The sequence below is a fragment of the Achromobacter sp. 1012554356 genome, from assembly GCF_059760815.1.
The window spans coordinates 112,459-135,868 of the sequence record NZ_JCBANC010000002.1 but is presented as its reverse complement, the minus strand read 5'-3'; the positions used below and the strand labels follow the sequence as shown (position 1 = coordinate 135,868).

The following is a 23,410-nucleotide window of genomic DNA, read 5'->3' as shown; positions in this document are numbered from 1 at the left end:
CTCCCGATCAATGTGCGCGCGACAGCTCGCCCGGCGCGGGTTGCGACGACTTGTTGTCCACAGCCAGCACGGCAAGCAGCGCCCCCGCCAGCGGCACGGCCAGCACCATGAAGAAGCCCGACGGGCCGAACCAGCCGAGGAAGCTGCCGCCGATGGCCGAGCCGATGATGGCGCCCGCGCGGCCAACGCCGATGGACCAGCCCGTCGCCGTGGCGCGCAGCGCCGTCGGATACGCGCCGATGACCAGGTAGTTCAGCGCCAGCTGCTGGCCGCCGATGCCCAGGCCCGCAGCGCCAATCAGGATGAACACGAGCGTCCAGTCCGTTCCCGCGTACCCCAACCCCAACGACACCGCGATGCCCAGCGCGAACATCGCGATCAGCAGCGTCCGCGTCGACACGCGCGGCATCAGGTACGACAACGGGAAGGCGCACACGATGAACACGAGATTCACGGTGAACGTGCCCATCGGCGCCTGGTCGGCCGGCAGGCCCGCGGCCTTCAGCACCGTGGGCAGCCACGACAGCAGCATGAACCACGCCACCCAGTTCAGCAGGTACACCGACCAGATCGCCAGCGTCTTGCGCGCATAGCCGTCGGTGAAAAGCGCCTTGACGCTGGCGCGGATGGTCGCGTCTTCCGGCACCGTGAAGCGTATGCCGGCCGGCAGCGGCTGGCGCGAGATCTTCGCGAGGATGCGGGCGACATACCCCTGCCCCGCCGCGTCGCCGCGCATGGCCTTGAACTGCAGCGACTCGGGCAGCAGCACCACCAGCGCCGCCAGCAGCAACAGCGGCGCCACCCCGCCCACGATGAAGATGCCTTGCCATCCGATCACGGGCAGCATTTTCGCGGCCAGCAGGCCACCCAGCATGGCGCCCGCCGGCAGGCCCAGCAGCACGCCGGTGATCACCGCGCCTCGATGGCGCGCCGGCGCGTATTCCGCCGCCAGCGCCAGCACGATCGGCGTGCAGCCGCCCATGCCCAGCCCCGCGATGAACCGCAGCGCCAGGATCTGCCACGTCTCCGTCGCGGCGGCCGTCAACAGCGTCGCCAGCCCGAAGACGGCCACGCCGATCAGCGCGGCGGGACGGCGGCCGATACGGTCGCCAACCAGGCCCAACGACATGGCGCCCACCGTCATGCCGACGATGCCGGCCGTCAAGATCGGCGCAAGGTCGCCGGCCTGCAGCTTGAATGCCGTCAGGATCGCGGGCCCGGTGAACGCCATTGCCTGCGTGTCGAAGCCATCAAACAGCGCGATCAGAAAACACAGGATCAGGACGCGCCATTGAAAGGCGCCCATCCGTTCCTGATCGATCAGGCTCGGGATGGAGATTGTTGAGGCCATGAGAGTCTCCCCGGGCTCGCGCGGAGCCCGTTATCGGTATGGGTATCGGGTGGCGGCATCGCGCGGTGGCGATGCCTGCCGGGTTCAGGCCTGGGCGGAAGCGCGCAGGCGATTGACGACCTGGTTGTCCTTGCCTTGCAGCAGGCCGGTCAGCACGACGTCGAATTCGATTTCCTTGTACGCGTCGGTCTTCAAGCCCAGCTCGGCGCCGCCCGTCTTGTCGGTCACCGGCGGGATCAGCGCTTCGCGGGTGGCGTAAGCGAAATCGTCCCAGATGAGGGGATCGCCCTCGATGTTGAATTGCGTCGTCAGCTTGCGGTGCTGGTCCGCGCTGACAAAAAGGTGCACGTGCGCCGGGCGGTTGCCATGACGGCCCAGCGCGTCCAGCAGCTGCTGCGTGGCGCCCTGCGGCGGACAGCCATAACCGACGGGCATCAGCGTGCGGAACTCATACTTGCCTTCCGAGTCGGTGCGGACCGCGCCGCGCAGGTTGAAGTCGGTCTGCGCGCCCGTCGGGTCGAAGTGCGAATAGAAGCCCTTGGAGTTGGCATGCCAGCACTCCACCACCGCATTGGCCAGCGGCGCGCCGCTCGTATCGCGCACAACGCCGCGGATCACCAGCGGGCCGGCGTCCGCGTCCGGATCGAGATCGATGCGGGCAACGCCGTCCAGGACGGGCGCGCCTGCGACATACAGCGGGCCTTCGATGGTGCGCGGCGTGCCGCCGTCCAGGCCGGCCAGCTTGTCCTCGTGGTCCATGCGCACGTCCAGAAATTTCTCCAGCCCCAACCCGGCGGCCAGCAGCGCGGCCTCGCCGTCGCGGCCAAGCTGGTTGAGGTAGTTGACGCCGGCCCACACCTCGTCGGGCGTGATGTCCAGGTCGTCGATGGCCTTGAAAAGATCGCTCAACAGGCGGTTCAGGATCTGCTTGAAGCGCGGGTTGCCCTCGCTGCCTGCAATGTTGGTCGCGGCCTTCAGCAGGTCTTGCACTTCCGGGGTGTTGAATACGTCGAGGCTCATGTCTGTCTCCAGGGGTTGTCTATTTGTATGGGTACGGTGTGTGGGTACGGGCAATGCGGCGTCGCCTGCCGCCGCATCGCCTTTTTTTTCAGTGTCTCTTGTCCGTGACCTTGATCAGCCCGTCGCGCGTAAAGCGCTTGACGCGGGCATCGTCGAGCTCGATACCGAGCCCCGGGCCGGCGGGCACGGTCAATTCGAAGTCGCTGTAGTCCAGCGGCTGCGCAAGGATTTCCTCGGTGATCAGCAAGGGACCGAACAGCTCCGTGCCCCATTGCAGATGCGCAAAGCTGGCAAACAGGTGAGCCGACGCGACCGTGCTGACCGCGCCCTCCAGCATCGTGCCGCCATAGAGTTCGATGCCCGCCGCATCGGCAATCGCCGCCACGCGCTGCGCCGCAAAAAGGCCGCCATTCTGCTCGATCTTGATGGCAAATACATCCGCGCCGTGCTGCCGCGCGATCTCGAACGCCGTGTCCGGACCTTGCAACACCTCATCGGCCATCAACGCCACCGAAAACCGGCGCATCAGTCGCGCCAGCGCCGCGGCGCTGGCCACCGGCTGCTCCACCAGCTCGCAACCGGCTTCTGCCAACGCCGGAATCGCCCACGCCGCCTGCGTCTCGCTCCACGCCATGTTCACGTCCACGCGCACCGCCCCGCGGTCGCCCAGCGCGCGCTTGATCGCAGCCACGTGCGCGATATCGACCTTCGGGTCCCGGGCGCCGATCTTCAGCTTGAAGATGCGATGGCGGCGCTCTTGCAGCATCTGCTCGGCCTCGGCAATGTCGCGATCCGTGTCGCCCGACGCCAGTGTCCAGGCCACCGGCACGCGATCCCGGCGCCGGCCGCCCAGCAGTTCGCTGACGGGCACACCCAGACGCTTGCCGTGCGCATCCAGCAGCGCTGTTTCCAGCGCGCTTTTGGCAAAGTGGTTCACCTTGACCAGCTTGCCCAGATGCGCCATCAACGCCTGCACGCGCGTCGCGTCCTGGCCGATCATCGCGGGCGCGAAATAAGCGTCGATAGACAGCTTCATGGCCTCGGGGCTTTCCTGCCCATACGCCATGCCGGCGATGGTGGTGCCCTCGCCGATCCCCACCACGCCGTCGCTGCAATACACCTTCACCAGCATCAGCGTCTGGCCATACATCGTGGCCACCGACAGCTTGTGCGGACGGATGGTGGGAAGGTCGACGAGACAGGTTTCGATGCGTTCGATGGTGGCTGCGGACATGGACGGCGTTGCGTAAAGGATGGTCACGAGGCGTTTATAAGACCCCGCGACTTTTCGCGTCCAATACTTTGGGAATCCGAATTGATACCTTTAAAGCATAAATGTTTTCGCCTTGCCCCAACAAGCGGCGCTCGTTTTTCGATACTTTCCGGGTCTGCCAGCAGGATTAGGCGTTGAAAGCGTGCACGCGCGCGCTACCGCAGGTGCGCTTCGTGCAGGTCTAGCAGCCGCAACCGCAAAGCGAAACGCCACCAGGCCACTGGCGTCGTGGAACAGCGCCTCGCCTTCCAGGATGGCCATCATGCGGCGCGGGATGTGGACGCGCCGCGAGATCGCTTCGACCGCCACCGGGTCCGTCGGCGACACGATGGCGGCGATGGCGAACGCCACGGGCGACGGGACGCGAATGCCCGCGGATCGACGTGACCTTGGCTCAAAGGGGCGCGCAATCAATTCGCCGTGATCTTGCCCACTTCGATCACCTTCTTCCAGCGGGCAAATTCCTCGGCCTGGAATTTGGTGAATTCTGCCGGCGTGTTGCCGACGACCTCAAAGCCCAGTTCCAGCAGGCGCGGTTTCACCGACGGGTCATTCAGCGCGTCGGCGATGCCGGCGCGCAGCTTGTCGCGGATGTCGGCAGGCATGCCCTTCGGCCCGGCAAACGCCTGCCACGACGTCACGGTCACGCCCTTCAGACCCAGCTCTTCCATGGTGGGCACGTCGGGCAGCAGGGGCGAACGCTTCGCGCTCGTCACCGCGATGGCGCGCAGCTTGCCCGACTGGATGTGCGTGAGGCACGTGTTGATGTTGCTGAAACTGGCGTCGACCTGGCCGCCCAGCAGATCCACGATGGCCGGTGCGCCGCCCTTGTATGGCACATGAGTGGCCTGCGTGCCGGTCTCCTGCCAGAAGAGTTCTGCGGTCAGGTGATCCGAAGTGCCGTTGCCCGCCGATGCAAACGTCATGCGGCCCGGGTTGGACTTCAGGTAATCCAGCACGCCCTTCATGTCGCGAAGCTGCGAATTCGCGTTGACCACCAGCACGTTCGGCGCCTGCACGGCCACCGTGATGTATTCGAAGTCCTTGAGCGCGTCGTAGCCCGGCTCTTTGACGAGGTGCGGGCCGATCACGAAGGGGCCCAGCGACGACACCAGCACCGTATAGCCGTCGGGCGCGGCGCGCTTGGCTTGTCCCGCGCCCAGCGTGCCTCCCGCACCGGGCTTGTTCTCGATCACGAAGGTGCCGCCGAACTTTTCCTGCAGCTTGGGCGCAACCGTCCGGGCGATCAGGTCGGTCGAACCGCCCGGCGGAAACGGCACCAGCATCGTGACGGGTTTGGCGGGCCAGTTCTGCGCCTGGGCCGATGCCGTGACGGCCAGGCCGAGCGCAAGCGTGGTGAACCATTTTTTCATGCGAGTCTCCTTTGGATTGGCGTCTGTCGCGCCGTTGGTGGTGCATGTGTCCCGCCGCAACACGGCGGGACCGGAATGGATCAGATCCGCTTGCCGACCTCGACCGTGTCGCGCGTCCACGCGCGCGCCTGATCGCTGAGCGAGATGCCCAGGCCCGGGCGGTTCGGCACCAGCATGCGGCCGTCGCGGATCTCGAGCCGCTCATTGAAAAGCGGTTCCAGCCAGTCGAAATGCTCGACCCACGGTTCGGTCGGATAGGCGGCGGCCAGGTGCACGTGCAGTTCCATCGCAAAGTGCGGCGCCAGCATCGCGCCAGCCTGCTCCGCTTGCGAAAGGATCTTCAGGAACGGCGTGATGCCGCCCACGCGCGGCGCGTCGGGCTGCACGTAATCGGCGGCGCGGTGGCGGATCAGCTCGCTGTGCTCGGCCGCGCTGGTCAGCATTTCGCCGGTGGCGATCGGCGTGTCGAACTGGGCGGCAAGCGCGGCGTGGCCTTCGTGGTCGTAGGCGTCCAGCGGCTCCTCGATCCACACCAGATTGAACTGTTCAAAGATGCGGCACATGCGCTGCGCAGTCGGGCGGTCCCACTGCTGATTGGCATCGACCATCAGCGGCACGTCGTCGCCCAGGTGTTTGCGCACGGCTTCGACACGCCGGATGTCCAGTTGCCGGTCGGGCTGGCCGACCTTCAGCTTGATGCCGCCAATGCCGCGTTCGCGCGACGCGCTGGCGTTGACCAGCAGTTGCTCGAGCGGCGTGTGCAAAAAGCCGCCGGACGTGTTGTAGCAAGCGACCGAATCGCGATAGGCGCCCAGCAGCTTGGCAAGCGGCAGGTTGGCGCGGCGGGCCTTCAGGTCGTACAGCGCCACGTCGAAGGCGGCGATGGCCTGGGTCGACAAGCCGCTGCGGCCCACGGACGCGCCGGCCCAGCACAGCTTGGTCCAGAGCCGGCCGATGTCGCTGGGGTCTTCGCCGATCAGGACGGGCGCGATTTCCTTGGCGTGGGCAAATTGCCCCGGGCCGCCGGCGCGCTTGGAGTAGCTAAGGCCGATGCCCTCGTCGCCGTTTTCCGTCTGCACCTCGACAAACAGCATCGCGACCTCGGTCATCGGCTTTTGCCGGCCCGTCAGCACCTTGGCGTCGCTGATCGGGGTGGCCAGCGGCAGATAGCACGACGAGATGCGCAACCAGGCGATGCGGTCGGCGTGGGAAGTGGCGGTCATGGAAGTCTCCGGGTATTTAGGCGGTCCTGCATGGACCAAGCGAAAGAATCGTCACGTCATGAAGGGTCACGCCGACGAATGGACAACGTTGTCATTTGCGACCAAATAAAAAGCGCCGGTTATGCGGAGCTTGGCTGGCGGCGGGAGGAAAACGTTGCAGCTGACGTTCATGATAACGTTGTCCAAATTGCGCGGCAAGCCAGCACGCGATCCGTACAAACCCGCACTTTCCGGTTCCATGAAGCCCAAATCCATCACCTTGCATGACGTCGCCCGCGCGGCCGGCGTGTCGCTCATCACCGCGTCGCGCGCCCTCGGCAACCCGGGCCGCGTTTCCGAGGCCACCATCGCGCGCGTCCAGCAGGCCGTCGCGGAAACGGGGTACATCCCCAATTTGCTGGCGGGCGGTCTGAAGTCGCGGCGCAGCCGCACCGTGGCGGCGCTGGTGCCCATCATCTCGGTCCCGCAGTTCCTGCCCACCATCGAAGCGCTGACTGCCGAACTCGACCGCGAGGGCTACCAGCTCATCCTCGGGCAGATGGGCTATGACCGCGGCCGCGAGGAAGCCTTGCTCAACGCCATGGCGGGACGGCGCGTGGACGGCGTGGTCGTTGCCGGCCTGTTGAGCGACATCCCCGCCGCGCACCGCCTGCGGGAGATCGGCATCCCGGTTGTCGAAACCTGGGACCTGACCGAGCGCCCCCTCGACATGTTGGTCGGCTTCTCGCATCGGCAGGTGGGCAGCGCCGTCGCCGAATTCTTCCTGTCCAAGGGGTGGCGCAACGTGGGCCTGGCCACCGGCGACGATCAGCGCGCCGCGGTGCGCCGGGCGGCCTTCCTGGAAACCCTGGGCCATGACGTGCCCACGGCGGTCGTCCCGGCGCCCAGCAACGTGGCGTCCGGCCGGCGCGCCGCCGCCGAACTGTTCGATAGGTCGCCCGGCCTGCAGGCGATTTTCTGTAGCGCCGACGCGCTGGCCGAAGGCGTGCTGACCGAGGCACGCGTGCGCGGCCTGCGCGTGCCGCAAGACCTGGCGGTCTGTGGATTCGGCGGGGCCGACTTCGCCGCGCACCTGGCGCCTTCGCTGACCACCGTGCAGATCGACGGCGCAGACATCGGCGCCCAGGCCGCGCGCGTGCTGATGGCGCGTTGCCGCGGCGAGGCTCCACCAGAGCCCGTCATCGACGTGGGATTCCGGATCGTCGAACGCGAATCGACGGGCACGTCCGCTGCAACTTGAAAAGGTGTCTGACACCCGTTGAGACGGTGCCGCAAGCTGACGATCCTCTCCGGAGGGTGTCAGACACCTGGCTGGCCACCTATCGCAACAGGCGGTTGTCAGACCGCGCCGCCGGTAGGAAAATCCCGCCGAGCCGCGCGCGTTCGACAGCGCGTCCCGAAGCGCCCTGCCGCCTCAGAAGGAACCGCCCGTGAAGGATGATGTTGGCCAGTACCAGACTCACCCCGTCACCCTGCTCAACCCCAACCCGACGTCGGACTGGCTCTATCACTGCGCGATGAGCCTGCTCAAGCTGCCCGCGGACGATGCGATCTCGGCGCAGCTTGCGTACATGGGCGAAACCTCGGACATCGACCGGGCGTGGATGATCGAATACCGCCCCGACATGCTGCGGCTGCGCAATACCCACGAGTGGTGCCGCGGCCAGACCGAACCGTTCGTCGCCGAACTGCAGGACGTGCCGACCACGCTGATCGCCTGGCTGCACCGGTTCATGGTCAAAGGCCAGGCGGTCGCCATCCACGACGTCAACGACCTGCCGCGCACCGCGCGCGCCATCCAGGCCGAATTCCAGCGCCAGGGCAACAAGAGCGTGCTCAGCGTGCCGGTCTGCCATGACGGCAAGCTGCAAGGCATCATCGGTTTCGACACTACCGCGCGGCACCGGCGCTGGTCCGCCAGCGAGGTCGGCGCGCTGTACCAATGCGCCAACCTGATCGGACAAGCCAAATACGGAAGCGGCCGCACGCGGGCGCCGCTGGGCAACCCCGCTGCATCGGTCGTCTACCTGAGCATGCGCGGCGTGGTCCGGGGCGTTCAGCCGGAAGCCATCGTGGGCGTGCGCTCGGCGGGAAACTATAGCGAAATCTGGCTGGACGACGGCTCGATGGTGCTGGACTCGCGCGCGCTCGGCGTCTGGTCGACGCTATTGCCCGAGAAGACGTTCTTCCGCGTTCACCGCACCGCCATTGCCAACGCGTTGCATGTCATGGACGTGGACCGCAGAAGCGTCGACCGGTGGCAGATCCGGATGCGGGCCGTGGACGACGCGTGGCCGGTGTCCCGCGCGTACCGCAAGCCGCTGCGCGAACGCATGGGAATCTGAGCCCGGACCGCCGGCAGAAACGCCGGCCAATATGCCATTCATCACGCCGGGATGTTGTTTCGTCCTGACGCTGGTGGCTACGCACCGGGATTTTGGGATCATCGCGGCATGCGGAGGGACACCCGTTCCTCGCCGTCTTCAGAGAGATCCGCATGCTGACGTCCCGCCTTCTCCCGCGCATCCCCGTTCTTGCCCTGAGCGCCGCCTGCGCACTGGGCGCAGGCCAGGCCCAGGCCGCCGACCTGGCCTTGCAGGATGCCGTGTCCATGGCCGGCATGCAGATGTATCTGAACGGCGGCGCGCCGGGCCTCATCATCGCGGCGGTCCGCGGCAATGAGGTGGTGGTCCAGGGTTACGGCGAAACCGCGCCGGGCAGCGGCATCGAACCCGACGGCCAGTCCATCTTCCGGATTGCGTCGGTGTCCAAGGTGTTCGCGGGCGACGTGCTGGCGTCGCTGGCAGCCAAGGGCAAGCTCAAGCTGACCGACCCCCTGTCGAAGTACGCACCCGACAACGCCAAGGTCGACGCCAACGGCCGCCCGATCACGCTGCTGGACCTGGCGACGCATTCCGCAGGCCTGCCGCGCGAACTGCCCAACCCCGACGCCAAGCCCGCCGACAATCCGTTCGCCGCCTTCGACCGCGCCTATTACTGGAAGTGGATGGGCAGCCACAAGCCCGCCTACGCGCCCGGCACCACGACACTGTATTCCAACCTGGGCTATGGCCTGCTGGGCGACGCGCTGGCCAAGGCCGGCGGCGCGGACTACTCGACCGTGCTTGCCAACGAGGTCTTCAAGCCCGCCGGCATGACCGATGCCACCAACGTGCTGAACGAAGCACAGAAAAAGCGCCTGATGACGGGTCTCGATCCCTTCGACAAGCCCGACCCCAATGCGGTGGCGCCCGACATCATGTATGCCAGCGCCGGCGTGTACGCCACGGCCGACGACATGGTGCACTGGATGCGCTGGCATCTGGATGGCGCGCAGCAGGCCCGCGAGAACGCCCTGCTGGCGCACACGATGTGGCTGCCGTACGACGGGCTTAAATCCGTTGTGGGCACCGAGGTCACGGACGCCGACGGCATGGGACTGGGATGGGTGGTCACCCTGCCGCGCAACGGCACGCCACTGCTGCTGGGCAAGAGCGGCGGCATTGGCGGCTTCATGTCGTACGTGGTGCTGTCACCCAACCGCGACCTGGGCGTGTTCGTCGTCGCCAGCCGCGTGAATTTCGGGATGTTCAACAACATCCATGCGCAGGTGCGCGAACTGGCGGCTGAGCTGGCGCGGTGAGGCGTCTGCATCGTGCGCGGCGCCAGGCCGCGGCGGCGCTGCTTGCCGCCGCCGCGCACGGCGCGTCGGCGCAAGAGGCAAGAGACATCTTCAAGACCGAGATCTTCCTCACGCCCTACAGCGATCTGGCCGACGGCGATGAGTCGTATCCGCGCCTGAACGGCAGGTTTCTGCTGATGACCGGCTACACCGGCTTTTTCGGCGTGCACGACGACAACGGCCAGCTTCCGCGCTCGCACTGGAGCAGCGTGCAGCCCACCGCCGAGGCCGCGCTGGTGCTGCAACTGACGCGCGAGTTCTCGATCCGCACCAAGGCCACGTTCAACTCGTCCACCAACGACACCAAGGACAACGCGTTCTCCGATCTGGGCGTGAACCTGGACAACCTGTTCGCGGCCTACACCGCCGACAACTACGCGCTGTACGGCGGCAAGATGGACCTGGGCTTTGGCGACGCCTGGCACGTGGTGGACGGCCTGTACTCGGGCTTTAACGAGAGCTCGGAATTTCGCGGATCGATCGGCGTGGGCGGACGCTACACCCTGGGCACGTCGGGCCGCGGCACGCATTCCGTGGCCGCCCTGCTATTCAAGCGCGACAACACCGCCATGAACCGCAGGTTCAGCCTGGACGGCGGCCTGCTCGGTCCCGACGAGCCGCCAAGATTCAGCGACCAGTTCAAGTCGTTCATCCTTTCGTACGACTTCCGCGACCTGCCCGGCTTGCCCGGCATATCGGGCGGGGTGGACGCGGGCCGGCTGCACCTGGATCCGGATCAGGGCAAAAGCGCCAACACGATGTCGGCCCGCCTCAGTTACGACACGCCGCTGGGCAACGCATGGAACCTGAACTGGTTCAACGAGGCTACGTATTCCAGCGCCTTTCGTGGCGCGCCGGTTTCCAACGGCAATGGCGTAACCTCGGTGTCGTTGTCTCGAGACCGCTGGCAGATCACCGCAACGGCCGCCGTGCGCAAGCTGACCGGCGGCGGCCAGACGCTGGCCCGGCATGGCCTGCTGGACAGTACGGATTGGGGAGTATCGGGCGCAGTCACCTACGTCACGCCCGTGGGGTTGATCGTGCAGGCCGGGATCACGCACCAGCGCGACCAGGCCCTGCGCCTCAACCAGGGCGTCTTTCGCATCGCTTACCAAGCAGGATTCTGAGGCCAACATGCACAGCACAACCACGCGCATCACCGCAACGATCGTTCTTGCCCTGGGCGGCGTCACGTCAGCCTGGTCGCAGCCCGTGCCGATTACCCCCGCCGACTACCCGCCGGCTGACGCGGTCGCCATACCGGCCGGCAGCCGCGAGCGCGCCGTCGCGGAACTGCCCGGCGTCATCAAGGACATCATGGAACGCAGCCAGGTGCCGGGCCTGGCCGTGGCGGTTGTCATCGATGGCAAGACGGTGCTGACGCAAGGCTACGGCACGCGCGAAGTGGGCAAACAGGCGCCGGTGGATGCCAACACCGTGTTCCAGATCGCGTCCATTTCCAAGTCGCTGTCGGCAACGGTCGCCGCCATCGAGATCACCCAGCGCAAGGCCACGTGGGACGACCCCGCATCGCGTCATCTGCCCGGCTTTGCGCTCAGCAACGCCTATGTGTCCGAGCACGCCACCATCGGCGATTTCTTTGCGCACCGCACCGGGCTGCCCCCCACGGCGGGCGACGATCTGGAAGATCTGGGCTTTTCCCGCAACGACGTCATCGCGCGCCTGCGCCTCTTGCCGCTCACCCCCTTCCGCACCTCCTACCACTACGCCAACTTCAGCACCACGATCGGCGCCGAGGCCATCGCCCGTGCAGCAGGACGCCCGTGGGAGCAGCTGGCCGACGAACAGCTCTTCAAGCCGCTGGGCATGGCGTCGACCAGTTACCGCTATGCGGACTTCGAGTCGCACGCCAACCGCGCCTTGTTGCACGCCTACCAGAATGGCCACTTCGTGCAGGCGGGCAAGCGCAACGCCGATGCGCAGGCGCCCGCGGGCGGCGTGTCCTCCACGGTGGTGGATCTGGCGCAGTGGCTGAAACTGCTGCTGGCTGATGGCCAACATCAGGGCAAGCCGCTGGCCGCGACCGGCGCGCTGCTGCCCGCACTGTCGCCGCAGGCCTTCAGCGCCCCCGCGCCCGATTTGAAGTCGCGTTCCGGCTTCTACGGCTATGGCTTCAACGTCAACACCGAAACCGGCGGACGCCCTGCGATGGGGCATTCCGGCGCCTTCCTGGTGGGCACGGGAACCACCTTCCGCATCGTGCCCTCCGCAGGCATCGGCATCGTCGTGCTGACCAATGGCGCCCCGGTCGGCGCGGCGGAAGCCGTGGTGGCCACGTTCACCGACACAGCGTTGTACGGCAAGTCCACGCGCGACTGGTATGCGGCGTACCACGGCGCCATGAAGAAGCTGTTCGAACCGCAGGCGGACCTGACCGGAAAGCCCGATCCCGCCAAGCCCGCGGCATCCAAGGCGTTGTCGCAGTACACCGGCACGTTCGACAACCCTTACTACGGCCCCGCCCGGATCGAAGAAGCCTACGGCGCGCTGACGCTGGTGCTGGGCCCCAAGGACATGCGCTTTCCCGTGCGCCACTGGGACGGCGACACGTTCGCGTTTTCGCCGGCCGGCGAAGCCGAAATGATCGCGTCGCGGGCATCCATCGTCTTCAAGATGGACAAAGGGCAGGCCCAGGGTTTTGACATCAAGTACTACAACGACAGCGGGCTGGGGCACTGGGTCCGGAAATAGCGCCCCCCTGCCCGCGAGGCGCGCCGGACGCATCTACGACTAAAGGCGGATTTGCGGCGATTCGGGGTCCTTGAAGCTGGCGGTGCCGTTCTAGTCAACCTGACCGCAAACTGTCGTCGAGCAGGTTCCCGTCGCCCCCCGCTTCGGGCTACAGTGCTCGTTCCTCGGGATCCCGAAAGGATTGAGCATGGCCGACGACAGTACGCTTCTCAACGACAACGCGGTGTACAGGACTTTGCTGGAATCGACCAAGGCGATTCCCTGGAAGATCGACTGGGCCACGATGAAGTTCGCCTATATCGGCCCCCAGATCGAGGCGCTGCTGGGCTGGCGCACGGATAGCTGGGTCACCGTCGAAGACTGGGCCATGCGCATGCACCCCGAGGACCGCGAATACGTCGTGAACTTCTGCGTCTCGCAATCCCAGGCCGGCGTCGACCACGAAGCGGACTACCGCGCGCTGACCAAGGACAACGGCTATGTGTGGATCCGCGATGTGGTTCACGTCGTGCGCACGGAAAGCGGCGAACCCGAAGCCCTGATCGGCTTCATGTTCGACATCACCGAGCGCAAAAAGACCGAAGAAAAACTGCTCAGCCTGCAGAAAGAACTGGAGGTGCTGTCCTTCAAGGACGGCCTGACCAATATCGCCAACCGGCGGCGCTTCGACAGCAGTTTCGAACTGGAATGGGAGCGCGCCCGCAGCGAGCGCCAGCCCTTGTCGGTCTTGCTCTTCGACGTCGACTTCTTCAAGCAATACAACGACCTGTATGGCCACACCCAGGGCGACAAGTGCCTGATCGAGATCGCCGAGACGCTGAGCCTGGCGCTCGATGGCCCGCGCGATCTGGTTGCCCGCTACGGCGGCGAAGAATTCGTCGTGCTCCTGCCCGAGGCCGATGCCGAGGTGGCCCGCAAAGTCGCCGAACGATGCCAGCGACAGCTCCAGAAGAAATCCATCGTGCACGCGCTGTCGCCGCACGGCCGGCGCGTCACGGTCAGTGTGGGTGCGAGCACGGTGGTGCCGGATGACCAGCATGCGCGCGGCAGCCTCATCAAGGCGGCGGATCAGCAGTTGTACCTGGCCAAGAACAACGGGCGCAACCGCGTGGAGCATGTGCAGTTGGGCGCGTAGCGTCCTCCTGGGAACGCGGCCGCGTCCGGTCACCCGCCGCGAAAAATCCCGCATATCGGAACAGGCAGCCGGCCAACACCGCCGACCCGCCTTTTTCGCCCGCAGTTCCCCGTATTGCACCGCAACATAATGTGCTGTAGTGCCCGGGTGGAGGGCGCATTCCGCGCCCCCGTCGCGTGCCCATCATGTCCAAACTCAGAAATCTCTCTCTCCGGAGCAGCCTGACCGCACTGGTGCTGTTCTTCATCGTGATGCTGGTGGCCGTTGGCGCCATCGCCATGCAGCAGCTCTGGAGCATCAGCCAGAAGCAGCGCGCCATGTACACGGAAACCGTCATGCCGCTGCGCGTCGTCGTCGACGCCGCCCGCCAAGGCGCCACGCACTTCCGGCGCATGTATGTCTATATCTGGAACACCGACCCGCAAGGCCGCCAGAACGAGCTGCGTCTGAACGAAGAATCCGAAAAATCCGTGTTGCAGGCGCGTGACCGTCTGCAGCAGGAGCAGGACCCCGCCCTGCGCGCGCTCGGCGGCAAGCTGGCCGACACCTGGACCCGCTACAAGGCGGCCGTCAACGACGTGAAGGGTCTGGCCGACCGCAACGATCCGACCGCGATGACCGTGCTGCACAAGGACTCGGCCGAGCTGCATGTCGCCGCGCGCAACATCCTGATGGAAGCGGCCAAGCGCCAGGAAGAACTGGCCCGCCTCGACACCGAAGACGCGGCCGCGGCGGTCGAACGCACGTTCTGGACGCTGACCGCGCTGATCGTGCTGTGCGCGCTGATCGGCAGCATCCTGGGTCTGGGCCTCGTGCGCTCCGTCATGCGCCGCCTGGGTGGCGAACCCGCCTACGCCGCGCAGATCGCCCAGGAAGTCGCAAAGGGCAATCTGGCCGTGCGCGTGCAACGCCGTGAAGGCGATCAGACCAGCGTGCTGGCCAACATGGACGCCATGCGCGCGAACCTGGCGCAACTGGTGAGCCAGGTGCGCCAGTCCAGCGAGTCCATCGCCACGGGCGCCACGCAGATCTCGTCCGGCAACGCCCACCTCAGCCAGCGCACCGAAGAACAGGCCGCCAACGTCGAAGAGACGGCGGCCTCGATGGAAGAGATGAACTCGGCGGTAAAGCAGAACCTGGAATCCGTGCAGATGGCCGGCAGCCTGGCCGGCTCGGCCAGCGAAGCCGCCGCGCGCGGCGGCGAAGTGGTCGGCAACGTGGTCAGCACCATGGATGCCATCTCGGCCAGCTCACGCAAGATCGTCGACATCATCGCCGTCATCGACTCCATCGCGTTCCAGACCAACATTCTCGCCCTGAACGCCGCCGTCGAAGCGGCCCGTGCGGGCGAACAGGGCCGCGGCTTTGCGGTCGTGGCGAGCGAAGTGCGCGCGCTGGCCCAACGCAGCGCCAGCGCCGCCAAGGAAATCAAGCAGCTGATCAGCGACAGCGTGGGCAACGTCGAAGCCGGTTCGAACCTGGTCGGCGAAGCCGGCAGCACCATGAACGACATCGTGACGCAGGTGCGCCGTGTTGCCGACCTGATCGCCGAAATCGGCGCCGCCGCGCACGAGCAGGGACAAGGCATCTCGCAAGTGGGCGACGCCATCAACCAGCTCGACCAGACCACGCAGCAAAACGCCGCGCTGGTGGAGGAATCGGCCGCCGCCGCGCACAGCTTGAATTCGCAGGCTGCCACGCTGGTGAAGCTGGTCAGCGTCTTCCGTCTTGCTGAAGACGACGCGCCGCGTTTCGTGGCGCAGCCGCAGGTTGCTCAGGTGCGCGAGGTGCAGCCGGCAGCGCCACAGCCCGCAAAGCCGCAACGCGCGCTGGCCAAGCCGGCGTCTACCCGGCCGGCAGCCGCCAAGCCGGCGGACACTCTCCGCGCCCAAGCCAAGCCCGCCCCGCAATCCAAGAGCCCGCTGCGCGTGCCCGGCGACCACAAGCCCGCGCAGTCGAATGATGATTGGGAAAGCTTCTGATCGCCGTGGCGCGCCGGGGGTCGAACTGATGGTTGGTGCGTCATTGACGCACCCTCAGTAGCGCTTCGCTACCGATTGGCGGCGTGCCGCGCTTAGCGCCCAACCGCGTATCGCCACGTTGCAAATCGAAGCGACCTCGCCCTGCCCGCTCACCTATGCTGGTCCTTCCGGCCCACGCGGCCGCCTTTCCGAGGAGCAGCGTATGTTGGACCACATCGAGATTCACGTCAGTGACTTCGCGCGCAGCCGGGCGTTCTACCTGAGTGCGCTGGCGGCGATGGGTTATGTGCCGCGCAAGGCGCTGGCGACGGGCATGGGCTTTGGCATCGGGGAGCCCGACGACGCGGGCGACCCGGGCGGCGAGTTCTGGATTCATCAGGGCACGCCCAGCACCCCGCGCGTGCATGTGGCGTTCCGCGCGCGCAGCCGCGCCGAAGTCGATGCCTTCCACAGCGCGGCGCTGGCGGCCGGCGGCCGCGACAACGGCGCGCCCGGTTTACGCCCGCAATATCATCCGCACTACTACGGCGCCTTCATCCTGGACCCCGACGGCTACAACGTCGAGGCGGTGTACCATCGCCCCGCCTGATGCGCCTGACACGCCATACCCGCGCCGCCCCCGGGTTCAGGGCTGACCGGGCGGGCGCACACCCAGCGCGCGCATCCACGGGTTGTCCGCCATGCCTGGAATGGGCGCCATGCCCGGCATCGGAAAGCCGACGGGATTGAGCGCGGCGTCTTGCAGCACCTTGGCCCACTCGCGCGGATCGATCGGTTCGCCCATGCGCGCGCGGACGTCCAGCAGATCCAGCGCCGCGCGCCGGTGCCCCGCCTCGGCTGCATCGCGGAACAGTCGTTCGGCCACGGCGTAATTCTTGGGCACGCCCCGGCCCATGCCGGTCAGCTCGCCCAGATAGGTTTGCGCGGGCGCGAACCCCTGATCGGCGGCGCGCTGATACCAGCGGGCGGCCACGGGGTAGTTCTGCTGCACGTGCTCGCCATTTTCGGCGATCAGCCCCAAGGTGGTCATGGCGACCACATCGCCCGCCTTGGCGCGCGCCTGCAACGACGCCAGCCGGGGCTCGTCCACATACTGCGCGCCCCGCTCAATCTCGTATTCCCAGGCGCTCATGCGCGCCTTGATCAGATCGCGTCCCAGCGTGGGCGACGGGCCTCGGCCTTGAGCCGTCTGACCGGCGGATGCCCCCGGCGTCGCGGGCGTCTGGGCGTCCGCCAGCGTGGTGAAGGTGACGGTGCCGACCAGGCTGCTGGCGTAGTGCGGTATCTGCCGGTAGGCGGTGGCCACCTGCACGTCGGCGGTCAATTGCTTGAAGAAGGTCTCCACCGGCGCGGAGCCGGGCAGCGCGCGCAGCCCTTGCGCGAAGTAGTACGCGTAGGGGCTGTGGCGGGGGCCGTCGTTGCCGAAACCGTCCTCGGCGGTGGCTCCGGGCTGCGTGGAGAAGGCGATGAGCTCGCCGCCCGCGGGCACCGCGTGCACGAGCCCCGAGGCGGGCGTACCCCGCGTCAGGTTGGTGCGGCAGGCGTCCAGCACCATCAGGCGGGCGCGCACGTTGGCGCGCCGGAGCGCCTGCGACACGCGCTTGAGGCTCAGCGAGCTTTGCTGCGCCGTGCGGATGCGCACTTCACTCAGCGGCAGCGGCAGGTCCACGCCGAACAGATAGTTCACGTCGTCCACCGCGACGGCGTGTCCGGCGAAGTACATCAGCGCCAGGTCCCCGCCCGTGGCGCGAAGGGCAAAGTCGTCGACGGCGGCTTCCATCTGCGCCGTGGTCAGGTCCGTGAGCAGGGTCACGTCGATCTGGCGCTGGCGTAGCGAGTCGGCGATCAGGCGCGCGTCGTTGACCGGGTTGACCAGCGCGTTGGCCGGGACGGCGTAGCGCGCGTTGCCGATCACCAGCGCGTAACGGCGCTTGGCGGGTTCGGCTTGCGGGTCGGCCTTGGATTTGGTGTCCGATGCGGTCTTGGGATCCGACACATTGGCGGAGGGATCGTCCTCGGGCGCGGGCGCCGGCGTGGTCGGCTGGGGAGCCGGCGCGCCCGAGCGGGCCGGCTCCTCATCCATCATGTTCCGGTTGTTCAGCCCCCGCGCATTGGCGCCCGCCGCAAACACGGCGCCAGCATGCCCCCCGCACAGCCCCGCGCCGATCAGCGCGGCCAGCAAGCGCCGCCGCAGGAGGGGTTGCGCGGGCGCGTCCGCCACGTTGGCGTCTGCGAGTTCGTTGATGGGCTTCATAGGAAACTTTGGGTCTGACGTGGTGGTGGGCTTTGCGTTGGGATTGACGGCGGGCTTGCGCCAGCGCCTCACGGCTTGGGACACGCGCCGGCCGGCGCACCGGTGGCAGACAGCGCGCCCAGCGCCGTCGCGGCATCGCGCAGCGACGACTCACGCGCAGCAGCCAGGACGTATCGCCCGTCCGCATCGGGTCCATCGACGATGGACACGGCGTACTGGGACAAGGTATTGCGCAACTGCCGCGCCGTCAGGGCGTCGGGAAGATCCACCACCAGCCGCGGACATGACGCACCGCCGCGCGACAGCACATCGTCGGACATGACTACCTCGGGTCCTCCCACCGGCGCCTGCTGCACCACCACGACGGACAGCAGGATCGCCAGCGCCCAGCCCAGCGGCATCAAGGGGCTGGCGGGCGTGGGCCACAGCCACTGCCACAAGCGCCGCAGGCGCGACACCGGCGCAGGCGCAGGTGCAGGCACAGGTTTGGAAGCAGGCGCGGGTGCCGACTCGTGCGCCGGCGCGGCCTCCACGCGCTGCCCCAGCGCACGCAAGAACGCAGCCTCGCGCTCGCCCCGCCCGATCTCGTTATGCGCAAGCTGCCGCGCCTCGGCCAGGTTGCGCCACGCCTCCAGTTCCTCCCGCAATGCGGGATCGCGCGCAAGATCGGCTTCAAAGGCCCGGCGGGCATCGGCGTCCAGCTCGCCGGACAGATAGGACAGCACTCGGTCTTCAGCCATCATCAGTCCATCCCCTTGCGGGTGCATTCCGTCACCAGCTTGCGCGCGGCATGCAGGCGGCTCTTCACGGTTGGCACGTGCAGGTCCTGCTGCCGGGCGATCTGTTCCATCGGCATGTCGTCCAGATACAGGAACATGGTGGTTTTCAGCGTATCGCTGAGTTTGTTGAGGCAGTCGCGCATGCGCTTGACCACCGACAGGTGCTCGTACGCATGCGCGGGGTCGGCAAAGGGCGAGGCATCGGCCACCTCCCGGGCGTCGTCAAACGCCACGTCATCCAGATCCCCGCCATCCTCGGAACCCGACCACTGCACCTCATGCCGCGTGCGGCGATGAAACTGGATCAGCTCGTGCAGCGATCCGCGGTACAGGTAGCCGCCCAGCTTGCTGACGGCCAGTTCATGCGCCGTCCATCCGCCCTCGGGCTGGCCGTGCAGAAAGCCCTCGTCCTTGAACGTGCGCGTCTGCAGAAACTTCATGAGCGCGTTGTTGAACGCGTCCACCACGCCTTCGGGCGGGACATTGAAGAATTTTCTGCGCAGTTTCAGCGTGATGTGCTGCTCGGCCTTGTTCCGAAACTCCAGCGCATAGCGCGGGTCGGTGTGCATGATGCGCAGCAGCGCGTCGACGTTGTTGATGACGTAGCGCTTGGATTCGAGCGTGTTCATGGTTCAGGTTCTTGGGGCTGCGGCACCTTAGCTGCGCAGGCGCGGAAAATCAAGCGCGGCGGCGCAACGCGGCGACCCCGCGGACAGTGAAGGCCAGCGCAATGGCGGCAGACAGATAGAAACCGAATCCGAACGACAGACCGCTCCACAGGTTGGATGCCATGTCGCCCGCCAGGCTGCGGCCGGCGCGCGAATTGCCCATGATGCCCGCAAACTGCCGCGTCGCATTCATGAACTCCTGCACCTGCGAGACCACGCCCGCCAACGCAATGACCCACAACACCAGCGGCGCGAAATAACCCAGGCGCGCCGCGCGATGCTCCAGCAGCGAAGGCAGCAGCGGCCCCACGACGGCCAGCAGCCAGAGCAAGGCATAAAAGCCCGCGCCGGACCCCTGCCCTGCCATCGCGCCCTGCACGCTGCCGCCGTTCTGCAGGCGCAAGAGGTCGTAGAAGCTCAGGCTGGCGCTCGATCCCATCATGCGCACGGACACCACCGCGAACAGCGTGGTGCCCAGAAGGAACAGCAACGCGCCCGCCGCGTCGCCCCGGTTGACGCGCTGAACCGCGATGGCCGCCAGCCGTGCCGCGTGGGTCTTGGCCTGCGTCAATACGTCTTGTGCTTTGTCCTGCATGGTGTGTTTCCTTGTTTGGGTGAGGCGGGTGCCGATATGGACGGCCAGTATGGACGGCCGGTATGGACGCCGATACTGAGCCCTACGCGCAGCGGCGCAAAAGGTTCGATTTTTTTTCTGCCCTTTCTTCGGCCGATTGATTTGCCGGGTTCGGTTTATCCTTCGTCGCTAAATTTTTTCCGAACCTTTTTCAAGACGGCGCGTAGCAAGGAGCAAGGGCTCGCCATTTCAGCCCCGCACGCTGGAATGCCCCCCGCGTCTTCCACGTGCCGATATTTCCCACTTATCAAGAACGGAGCGTTGAATCATGTCCACCCCCACCCCGCTGTCCGCCCTGTACCAGACCGTGGTGCAAGAAGAACTGGGCCTGGTCGCCAGCTTTGACGAGCAAGGCGATGTGGTCTTCAAGCATCCCGACATGGGCATCATGTACTTCAGCCTGAGCGATTCGGACCCGGAATTCCTGCGCCTCGTCTACCCTAGCTTCGTGCAGGCCGACGAACTGGAACTGACCCGCGAGCAATTCCTTGAAGTCATCAACGTCGTGAACAACCGCTGCAAAGCCATCAAGCTGACGCTGCCGCAAGAGGACGCCGGTCGCCCCGCGCGCGTGTCGGCGTCGGTGGAAAGCTTCGTGGCTGCTCCCGACACCCTGCCCGACCTTGCGCTGCTGCGCGCCATCGTGGCCCGCTGCGTGTCCGCCGTCCGTCACGGGGCGCACGAGCTGGTGAAACAGTCGATGGAACTGAAGCAGGGCAATTGAAACAAGTCTGGCCCTGCGTTGTAACTGTGAGATACATTGCAGGGCTTTGACAAAAATGGCGCCCGCGAGGCGCCAGGTTTTTAGCCTTCCCATGATGTCATTGCGCCTGCACGTCTCTCGTTCGTTGATCCTTCGCCTTGGGGCCAGTTTCCTGTTGCTGGCGGGCTTGTCCGCCTGCGCGGTCAAGACCAATTCGAGGGGCAACCTCGTGTACGGCGTGGACACCGCCGCCCTCTTCGGCACCGAGATCGGCCAGTTTCCGCTGCAAGACGGCGGACAGGGCACGCTGCGCCGCGAAGGCAAGAACTTCTCGGTGAAGCTGTCGGGCAACCAGCGCGTGGTGCCCCTGAACAACGTGGAATCCGCGCGCATCGCGCGTACCGAGAACATCGGCCCACGCACCGTGGTCGTCATCGAGACCCAGCGCCGCAACTGCGATTACCGCTATACCGTGCTGGCCATCCAGGGGTCCGACGTGCTGTCGTGGGACGTGGGAAATTGCCGCGACCGGCCAGTCGTGCTGGTCCAAAATGACGGCAGCGCCCTGACTTTCGACTTTCCCAAGGGCTCGGCGATCGAGCGCTTTGTCTACACGCAGGATGGCCGGATGCGCCGCGGCGACGTGAAGAGCGTCGCGGGCTTGAATCCGCGCGCCAAGCCGTTTGCCGACGAGTCGCTGTATCCGCCCGGGTATATGGATTCGATCCGGCTGCATGGCGTCTATCCGCCGCCCTCGGCGCCGGCAGCTCGATCGGGCAAGGCGGCAAAGCCCGCCAACAGCGGCCGCCGTGCCGCCCCCAATGCCCCCGCTGCGGTTCAGACGCAAGCGGCGGGCAGCTCCGCTGGGCGCGTCGCGCCACCACAGCAGCAGCGCGTGCCCGCCGGCGATGCGCCGGCCGCACCACGCTCGGGCGCGGCCTCGCGCGTGCCGGCCAAGCTGGATCTGCCCGACGAGGAAATCACGTCGACCCGTCTGGATCTGAGGGATTGATCGTGCGCCAAGCCCAGATTCGCCAGATTCTCTTCCTGATCGTCCTGACGGTCATCTACCTCAGTTTTGAACTGGGCTTTAACGCCCGGCTGCTCGATGTCGTTGGCAGCCGCGCGACGCCCCACGATATCGAGGAACTGGAGTTCTTCGGCCGCACCCTGTCCGGCATCGCCGCCGCGCTGGTGGTGCTGCAGCTCATGCTGGCCCGGCGGCTCGCCACCGGCGGCCGGCCGTCGTACCTGAAGATCGCCGTTGCCTGCGCCGTGACCGCGCTGCTCGTTTTCAGCGCCATCAAGATGATGGTGAACGTGCTGGTCGACTCGCGCGACGGCGAGTTCCGCCGCATTGCCACCAACGCCGGCCTGCTGCAACGCTCGCTGGTGCAGGGCGACCTGCATCTGGAGGGACTGGTCGACGACGGCGTCTACGCGCGTCCCGAGGGCAAGGCGTTCCTGGCGGTATTCCAGGTGCTGCTGTCCAACATCGACAATCTGGACGACAAGGTCGAACCCAAGAAGCGCCAGGTCATCCGCACCGACCTGCAGCGCCAGATGAAGACCTTCACCTTCGATGACCGCGAAGTGCGCATGACGTCGCCGGGCATCCGTGGCTATCACCAGGTCTACACGAGCGTGATGCAGTCCGTGGCCGAGCGCTGGAAGCAGTACGCCGGCGTGCCGGTCGCGTCGGATATCGGCCTGGCGCGCGAACAGGATCGCGCGTGGGGCGACTACCGCCGCAACCTGTCGCGCCGCGGCTGGACCCCGGAAAGCGTGCCCGCGCGCTATCAAGGCCGCGTGGTGCAGGACGTGCGCAAGCGCATCCCCGTGCCGGCTGGCTGGCAGCCACACGACCGCGCCACCTTCAATGAGGCGGTCGCGCAGCAATACTGGAAGACCATGCGCAGCCGCACCGTGCATGTCGAGGGCGACGCCATCCCGCCCGGCCTGTCGTACGAAGACTTCGTGGCGCGCCCCGGCGTCCAACGGCTGCTGCGCCAGACCTTGATGGTGCCGGCCACCATGAGCGTCGCGCCCAACTACACCGACGCCGCCGGCTTCAAGCGCCTGTACGACGGCATGCTGGACCGGGCGGTGGACGAAGCCATGCCGCGCTTTTCCGCCAGCAGCGCGGATTTTGCGCGCGGCGGGCAGCATCACAAGCTGGGAGAGGACGCCGCGCGCGCGGCCATCGTGCCGCCGGTCGCGCTGCTGTTTTCGCTGCTGGGCGCGGTGGGCCACTTTGGCAAGCTGCTTTACCTCATCGTCAAACTTGTCGTCTGGCTGCGCACGCCGGCCGGCCAGCGGCCGGGGCGCACCGCCACGCGCGCGGCGGGCCTGGCGCTGGTGCTGACGCTGGCCTGCGTCTGGACCGCGTTCTCGTTCATGCAGAACGGCGTGACGCAAAGCGAACTCTTCCAGCAGATGTCGCGCGTGGAAGCCGGCCGCGATGACGAATCGATCGGCCAGGCGCTGCGCCGCCGCGTGCTGGCCAACGTGGCGCATGTGATCGTGGTGGGCCAGGCCTACACCTACCCCTTCAACGAAGCCGTGCGCACATATTTGCTGGGCGGCTTCCGATTCGGATACCACGGCAATGCGGGCTAGCC

Annotated in this window: 20 protein-coding genes and 1 pseudogene; 11 read left to right on the top strand and 10 right to left on the bottom strand. The window is 66.7% G+C overall.

Annotated features, from left to right (window positions below):
• Nucleotides 1–7 precede the first annotated feature (7 nt).
• From AC6LJW_RS01650 to AC6LJW_RS01625, 6 genes and pseudogenes are all read right to left on the bottom strand, one after another.
• On the bottom strand, nucleotides 8–1,351 hold the full coding sequence (locus AC6LJW_RS01650; protein WP_498086311.1) for an MFS transporter: 1,344 nt from the start codon (nucleotides 1,349–1,351) through the stop codon (nucleotides 8–10).
• Nucleotides 1,352–1,435: 84 nt separating this feature from the next.
• A complete protein-coding gene (gene catA / locus AC6LJW_RS01645) occupies nucleotides 1,436–2,371 on the bottom strand; it encodes a catechol 1,2-dioxygenase (protein WP_427986851.1) in 936 nt (311 codons plus the stop codon).
• Nucleotides 2,372–2,459: 88 nt separating this feature from the next.
• Complete coding sequence (locus AC6LJW_RS01640) at nucleotides 2,460–3,605, bottom strand: muconate/chloromuconate family cycloisomerase (RefSeq protein ID WP_498086310.1); 1,146 nt, start codon at nucleotides 3,603–3,605, stop codon at nucleotides 2,460–2,462.
• A 222-nt stretch (nucleotides 3,606–3,827) separates the two neighbouring features.
• Nucleotides 3,828–4,007 (bottom strand): annotated as a pseudogene (locus AC6LJW_RS01635) (cation:proton antiporter domain-containing protein); the annotation flags it as partial.
• Nucleotides 4,008–4,054: 47 nt separating this feature from the next.
• The gene (locus AC6LJW_RS01630; RefSeq protein WP_498086309.1) at nucleotides 4,055–5,017 is read right to left on the bottom strand and encodes a Bug family tripartite tricarboxylate transporter substrate binding protein; all 963 of its coding nucleotides are present in this window, start codon (nucleotides 5,015–5,017) and stop codon (nucleotides 4,055–4,057) included.
• Between the two features lie 80 nt (nucleotides 5,018–5,097).
• Nucleotides 5,098–6,240, bottom strand: coding sequence for an L-talarate/galactarate dehydratase (locus AC6LJW_RS01625; RefSeq protein WP_427986856.1), 1,143 nt, complete (start codon nucleotides 6,238–6,240; stop codon nucleotides 5,098–5,100).
• A gap of 238 nt (nucleotides 6,241–6,478) precedes the next feature.
• Between AC6LJW_RS01625 and AC6LJW_RS01620 the strand changes: the two genes are divergently transcribed.
• The 8 genes from AC6LJW_RS01620 (at nucleotide 6,479) to AC6LJW_RS01585 (ending at nucleotide 16,340) form a co-directional block, all read left to right on the top strand.
• The gene (locus AC6LJW_RS01620; RefSeq protein WP_498086308.1) at nucleotides 6,479–7,480 is read left to right on the top strand and encodes a LacI family DNA-binding transcriptional regulator; all 1,002 of its coding nucleotides are present in this window, start codon (nucleotides 6,479–6,481) and stop codon (nucleotides 7,478–7,480) included.
• 190 nt (nucleotides 7,481–7,670) lie between these two features.
• Nucleotides 7,671–8,585 (top strand): GAF domain-containing DNA-binding protein, encoded by a 915-nt coding sequence (locus AC6LJW_RS01615; protein ID WP_235511994.1) that lies wholly within the window; start codon nucleotides 7,671–7,673, stop codon nucleotides 8,583–8,585.
• Between the two features lie 152 nt (nucleotides 8,586–8,737).
• Nucleotides 8,738–9,883: a D-alanyl-D-alanine-carboxypeptidase/endopeptidase AmpH gene (ampH, locus tag AC6LJW_RS01610; protein WP_498086307.1), complete on the top strand. Its 1,146-nt coding sequence runs from the start codon at nucleotides 8,738–8,740 to the stop codon at nucleotides 9,881–9,883.
• Entirely contained in the window at nucleotides 9,880–11,049 is a 1,170-nt protein-coding gene (locus AC6LJW_RS01605; protein WP_498086306.1) for a hypothetical protein, read from the top strand. The genes ampH and AC6LJW_RS01605 overlap by 4 nt, the downstream gene beginning before the upstream one ends.
• A 7-nt stretch (nucleotides 11,050–11,056) precedes the next feature.
• Nucleotides 11,057–12,634 carry a serine hydrolase gene (locus AC6LJW_RS01600; protein WP_498086305.1) on the top strand — a complete coding sequence of 526 codons (1,578 nt, stop codon included), beginning with the start codon at nucleotides 11,057–11,059 and terminating at the stop codon, nucleotides 12,632–12,634.
• Nucleotides 12,635–12,821: 187 nt separating this feature from the next.
• Nucleotides 12,822–13,769 carry a sensor domain-containing diguanylate cyclase gene (locus AC6LJW_RS01595; RefSeq protein ID WP_056558595.1) on the top strand — a complete coding sequence of 316 codons (948 nt, stop codon included), beginning with the start codon at nucleotides 12,822–12,824 and terminating at the stop codon, nucleotides 13,767–13,769.
• A gap of 185 nt (nucleotides 13,770–13,954) precedes the next feature.
• Entirely contained in the window at nucleotides 13,955–15,751 is a 1,797-nt protein-coding gene (locus tag AC6LJW_RS01590) for a methyl-accepting chemotaxis protein (RefSeq protein ID WP_498086304.1), read from the top strand.
• A gap of 202 nt (nucleotides 15,752–15,953) precedes the next feature.
• Nucleotides 15,954–16,340: a VOC family protein gene (locus AC6LJW_RS01585; RefSeq protein WP_427985589.1), complete on the top strand. Its 387-nt coding sequence runs from the start codon at nucleotides 15,954–15,956 to the stop codon at nucleotides 16,338–16,340.
• 36 nt (nucleotides 16,341–16,376) lie between these two features.
• On the opposite strand, the gene AC6LJW_RS01580 is transcribed toward AC6LJW_RS01585, so the two are convergent.
• The 4 genes from AC6LJW_RS01580 to AC6LJW_RS01565 all read right to left on the bottom strand — a co-directional run bounded on the left by AC6LJW_RS01580 (nucleotide 16,377) and on the right by AC6LJW_RS01565 (nucleotide 20,047).
• Nucleotides 16,377–18,005: a caspase family protein gene (locus AC6LJW_RS01580; protein ID WP_498086303.1), complete on the bottom strand. Its 1,629-nt coding sequence runs from the start codon at nucleotides 18,003–18,005 to the stop codon at nucleotides 16,377–16,379.
• Between the two features lie 68 nt (nucleotides 18,006–18,073).
• A complete protein-coding gene (locus AC6LJW_RS01575; protein WP_498086302.1) occupies nucleotides 18,074–18,748 on the bottom strand; it encodes an anti-sigma factor family protein in 675 nt (224 codons plus the stop codon).
• Complete coding sequence (locus tag AC6LJW_RS01570; protein ID WP_056558603.1) at nucleotides 18,748–19,413, bottom strand: RNA polymerase sigma factor; 666 nt, start codon at nucleotides 19,411–19,413, stop codon at nucleotides 18,748–18,750. Before AC6LJW_RS01570 ends, AC6LJW_RS01575 begins: the two co-directional genes overlap by 1 nt.
• 49 nt (nucleotides 19,414–19,462) lie before the next feature.
• Complete coding sequence (locus AC6LJW_RS01565; protein WP_498086301.1) at nucleotides 19,463–20,047, bottom strand: hypothetical protein; 585 nt, start codon at nucleotides 20,045–20,047, stop codon at nucleotides 19,463–19,465.
• 307 nt (nucleotides 20,048–20,354) lie between these two features.
• Here AC6LJW_RS01565 and AC6LJW_RS01560 point away from each other — a divergent pair, with 307 nt between their 5' ends.
• The 3 genes from AC6LJW_RS01560 (at nucleotide 20,355) to AC6LJW_RS01550 (ending at nucleotide 23,408) form a co-directional block, all read left to right on the top strand.
• A complete protein-coding gene (locus AC6LJW_RS01560) occupies nucleotides 20,355–20,810 on the top strand; it encodes a hypothetical protein (RefSeq protein WP_056558609.1) in 456 nt (151 codons plus the stop codon).
• A gap of 91 nt (nucleotides 20,811–20,901) precedes the next feature.
• A complete protein-coding gene (locus tag AC6LJW_RS01555; protein ID WP_235511998.1) occupies nucleotides 20,902–21,801 on the top strand; it encodes a hypothetical protein in 900 nt (299 codons plus the stop codon).
• 2 nt (nucleotides 21,802–21,803) lie between these two features.
• Nucleotides 21,804–23,408 (top strand): hypothetical protein, encoded by a 1,605-nt coding sequence (locus tag AC6LJW_RS01550; protein WP_498086300.1) that lies wholly within the window; start codon nucleotides 21,804–21,806, stop codon nucleotides 23,406–23,408.
• Nucleotides 23,409–23,410 lie beyond the last annotated feature (2 nt).